This window comes from Auritidibacter sp. NML100628 (assembly GCF_003185985.1).
Lineage (GTDB): Bacteria > Actinomycetota > Actinomycetes > Actinomycetales > Micrococcaceae > Auritidibacter > Auritidibacter ignavus.
Genome location: NZ_QHLP01000030.1, coordinates 1 through 4447 on the forward strand (window position 1 = coordinate 1; position 4447 = coordinate 4447).

The 4447-nt window shown below is 56.7% G+C and carries 3 protein-coding genes and 1 tRNA gene; 3 read left to right on the forward strand and 1 reads right to left on the reverse strand.

Going from position 1 to position 4447, the window contains the following annotated elements; translation table 11 throughout:
- Positions 1-127 precede the first annotated feature (127 nt).
- A tRNA-Pro gene (locus DCC24_RS11805) sits at positions 128-201 on the forward strand.
- A 91-nt stretch (positions 202-292) separates the two neighbouring features.
- On the opposite strand, the gene DCC24_RS11810 is transcribed toward DCC24_RS11805, so the two are convergent.
- Complete coding sequence (locus tag DCC24_RS11810) at positions 293-1924, reverse strand: ABC-F family ATP-binding cassette domain-containing protein (protein WP_110100096.1); 1632 nt, start codon at positions 1922-1924, stop codon at positions 293-295.
- Between the two features lie 60 nt (positions 1925-1984).
- Between DCC24_RS11810 and DCC24_RS12130 the strand changes: the two genes are divergently transcribed.
- Positions 1985-2155, forward strand: coding sequence for a hypothetical protein (locus DCC24_RS12130; protein ID WP_158524687.1), 171 nt, complete (start codon positions 1985-1987; stop codon positions 2153-2155).
- A gap of 941 nt (positions 2156-3096) precedes the next feature.
- Positions 3097-4305 (forward strand): IS110 family transposase, encoded by a 1209-nt coding sequence (locus DCC24_RS11815; protein WP_110100097.1) that lies wholly within the window; start codon positions 3097-3099, stop codon positions 4303-4305.
- The last annotated feature ends 142 nt before the right edge of the window (positions 4306-4447 follow it).

A 4447-nucleotide genomic window follows, 5' to 3' on the forward strand; every position in this document is an offset into this window, starting at 1 on the left:
CTTGGTGACTTCAATCCGAGCACTCATCGAGACAATGTCCTTATCCATGCGTTCACACTATGGCTTCGCGCTCACGATACGTGAGGCACGACCTGAGCCACGCGCTCAATATCAATAAGGTACGTCGCGGACTGTGGCGCAGCTTGGTAGCGCACTACACTAGGGGAGTAGGGGTCGCAGGTTCAAATCCTGTCAGTCCGACAAAATCTTTAGGGGGCTATTCGTCCAGCTCCCCCATCTCCTTAGCAGCAGCCATCAGCTCTGCCAAAGCTTCAATGACGGTTCCCAATTCTCATATTGATGGTGACTGGCGCATAGGCTTGAGGTGGAGATGGCGTCCGTGCCAGTGTTCAATCAGCCAACGGTCATGACTGGCGATGATTAGGGTTCCTTGCCAGTTGCGCAGCGCTTCTTCAAGCGCGTCCATCGTATCCAAATCGAGGTAGTTGGTAGGTTCGTCGATTATTAGCACGGTTGGACGACGGGCCAATGCGATTGCGAGTTGGGCGCGGCGTTGATTCCCTGCCGACAAGTCGGGAATTGGGGTGCGCCACATAGACGGATGCAAGATTCCTTTCCCAGCCGAGCCAACCCCGTTCCTCCACGTCTGCGATTCAAAGCCTGGGTCTGACTCAGCTGGAAGCCTCTGCAGCACCTGACCGACGGGTTCATCGCGGGTAATGGTGCCCTTGCTGGTCACCTTGGTCGGCGGGTTACCGGAAGCAACCCAGTTCAGCAGGGTTGATTTCCCTGCCCCGTTTGTCCCCGTCACGAGGAGGTGTTCGCCTCTGCTGAGATCGAACGTGACCGGCGCAAGCCGACCTACCACCGTCGCGTCCCTGGCTGAAACGGCCAGACCAGATCGAGGGTCAGTTTCGAGGGAGGGGAACTCCAAATCGTAGTGACGGGGTTTTCGTACCTCGCGCTGGACAAGGCGCTCCAAGCGAACATCATCTGCACGCGTTCTCTTTACCGCTGTCGCTGCCGCCCGGTCCGTGAAGAACTTCTTCTGCTTGCCAACCGCTGTTTCGACCCGGACACCACCGCGGGCAATCTTCATGCTCTCGTGCCGGTGCTCGTGCAACTCGCGCTTTTCGTCCTGTTGCGCGGCGTGGATCTGCAGGTGCTTCTCTCGGGCGGTCGCCTTGGCGGCTAGGTAGTCAGTGTAGTTGCCCGCGTTGCGGTAAACGCCCACTAGCTCCTCACCGTCTACTTTGGCTAATTCCTGCCACACGGTGATATCCATGTCGTAGATAACGGTGGCGGAATTCTCGATGAAAGCCCGGTCATGGCTGGCGGCGAGCACTGGACCGTCCCAGTTATTGACGACAGTTGCCAGGAATTCGATGGCCTCGCCGTCCAAGTGGTTGGTCGGTTCATCGAGGATCAGCACCTCAGGCCGGATGATCAGCAGCACAGCTAGCTCCAACCGCGCACGCTGGCCGGGCGAAAGTGTGACCAACATCCGATTTGCACCAGACCCAGTGAATTCGACGAGACCCAGCCCGGCAAGAGTCTCGTTCACGCGTGAATCCAATGACCATACATCCAGCGCGTTCAACCGAGCGAGGATCTGATCGTACTCGCCCGCAAGACCATCCTGCCCAGACGCGATGGCCTCAGTGACTTGCTCAAAACGCAACAACAGCTCCCTGAACGGTGCCAGTGCCGAGTCGAGGAACTGCGCAACGCTGCCGTCGAAAGACTCCGGATCGGGAATACGCTGAGGAACAACGCCAGAAACAACTCCTCCCGAAACGGGTATCAGATCACCGGTCAGAATTTTCAGCAGCGTTGATTTACCGACCCCGTTCGGGCCGATTAAGAAGGCTCGCTCACCGGCAGAAACGTGCAGACTCACACGGTCGAGGACGAGACGGGAGCCATAGGAAAAAGAAACATCATCGAGGGCAATTGCGGGCATAGTGATCTCCCGGGGGGTAGAAGCTTGGGTCACTTCTCAGCAGGGCTGAGTGGAGATCACATGTTCACCGGAACTGCACACTCCTCGATTAACGGGCGTCACCAACTGGCAGGGTATGACGAGATTCTACATGCCGAGCACAGGCTAAATCCAGAGATGCTTCATTTGAACTACTCCCTACGCGACCAGTTCGACAGTTGGGAAATCTGGGACAACAACCGATACTTTTAAAGTGGCGACGGGCAGCCCCCATGGTGGACAGTGGCACGCCAGCGGCAAGGAATGACCAAACCGCAGCCACCGTACAAGCAGCCGGACTTGACAGATCAAAAGTGGACTTCCCGTCAATCTTCCAGGAATTGATAATCGCGCAGGTGGCCCGTCAGATCACTCGGGAGGAAGCGGAAGCGCTACTGGCGTAAACCAGCGTCGCGCAGCGGACATGACCGAAGCGGAACGCCACGAGGCTATCGTCGATATGAACAACCGCTTGCTGGACGGCGCAATCGACGTGGAGCCGCGATAAGCTGCCGAACGCGAGTAAAATCCGGCGCCTACACAAGGCATTGCAGGATCGGGGCTAGACGTTGGTTTGGACCAGATGGGCGTAGCCAGCGACCAGTGGGGGGTTCGCTTCTCCCATGTTGGACAACTACCGCCGGACGGGGAGCCTAAAAGGTGTTGAGCTCCGCTGTACTCATCCGGGCATGCTTCCCTGGGGCTAAAATCCCTACGGTAAACGTACTGTCCAAAAACATTCTCGGGACACGCACATTCCGTCTCGTCTTCTATTGCAACACCACGGATAGACACTACGCGGTTACGCTCGAACAAAGCATCGAACTCCCCACGCACTACCCCTTCGCTCCATACGAGAAAAGAAGCTTCCCGTTTTGAGAAGGATCTTTCGAAAAGACCCGTTACATTTATTTATAGGTCCTTCTAGGATATTTCTTAGGTCTATCCAAGGACCTGGTCGCTGGCTCTGGTATGGCTGTGTTGCCCTGTCATTTCATGGTCCGGGGGGTGTTGCCACCAGAGGTCCAGGACGCGCGTTGACTTCTCATAGGGATACGGCCCAAGCAGTGTGTTGAAGTCTCTTCGTAACGTGGGTGCAAGCATCGGGTGTCATGATCACAGCGGCCTTGCTACCAGCAGTGAGGAAGACTGCCATGACAACAACCTACGATGTGATCCTGGGGCTAGACGTTGGTAAAAGCGCACATTACGGATGCGCCCTGACAACCACCGGCGAGAAACTCTACGACCGGGAATTACCGCAAGACGAAACCGCATTGCAAGACGTCATCGTTCAGCTCCAAAGGCACGGTTCAGTGCTGATGGTGGTCGATCAGCCTAACACCATTGGTGCCTTACCGATCGCGGTGGCCCGAGACTGTGGCGCCACCGTGGCATACTTGCCGGGCTTGGCGATGCGCAAGACTGCTGATCTGTATCCCGGCCGGTTCAAAACTGATGCCCGGGACGCGTTCATCATTGCTGATACCGCCAGAACCATGCCCCATACGCTACGAGCCATGGATCGGGAATCTGATCTGTTCTCGGCGGTGAAAGTGCTGGCTGGGTTTGATGATGACCTGGCTCGGGAATGTACCCGAGCCATCAACCGACTACGATCGTTGCTGGTGCACATTTACCCGTCACTGGAACGAGTCTTCACCGGCACCGTCCTCACACGGCCCATTGTCCTGGAGTTGCTGATTCGGTATCACGGACCCCACGGCCTGCAGGCTACTGGCAAATCTGGGGTAAAACGCTGGGCGAAAAATCATGCCCGCAAAGACCCCTCCGCGTTGATCGACCAGATCTTCACGGCCCTAGCCGAGCAAACGGTCACCGTGCCTGGAGCAACTACCGTGGAACTGATCATTCCCAGGATGGCCGCCCAGATCAAAGAACTCAAAGCTCAACGCGCTCTGATGGCCACCGAGGTGGAAACGATGGTCGATACTCACCCTCTTACCCAGGTCTTGATTTCTATGCCAGGAGCCGGAATCAAGACCACCGCCACGATCCTGCTCACTGCAGCAGACTTCAGCTCCTTCCCCACCCCAGATCACCTGGCCACCTACGCCGGAATTGCTCCCGTAACGCGCCGCTCTGGGACCTCGATCCGAGGTGAGTCCCCGGCCCGCTCTAGCAATAAACAACTCAACAAAGCCTTATTCCGATCCGCATGGGTGGCCTCCTGCCACGACCCGGTATCGAAAGCCCACTACAACAAGAAACGCGCAGAAGATAAGAAACATAACGCCGCGGTGATCTGTCTGGCACGCCACCGCCTCAACGTCATGTTCGCCTTGGTCCGAGATACCAGCTTCTATCATGCTACCCCAAACAAAGTTCCCCAAGCAGCTTGACTTAAAGCACAGGGGACACCCGTTACATTCATTTGTAGGTCCTCATCAGAGGATCTGGTCGCTGGTCCTGGTATGGTTTTTTTGCCCTGTCATCGATGATCCGGGGGGTGTTGCCGCCAGGAGTCCAGGACGCGCGTTGACT

Bases quoted from the DNA above. Each gene is read 5' to 3' on its own strand.
- DCC24_RS12130 (WP_158524687.1), top strand. From the start codon at position 1,985: ATGTTCACCGGAACTGCACACTCCTCGATTAACGGGCGTCACCAACTG.
- DCC24_RS11810 (WP_110100096.1), bottom strand. From the start codon at position 1,924: ATGCCCGCAATTGCCCTCGATGATGTTTCTTTTTCCTATGGCTCCCGT.
- DCC24_RS11815 (WP_110100097.1), top strand. From the start codon at position 3,097: ATGACAACAACCTACGATGTGATCCTGGGGCTAGACGTTGGTAAAAGC.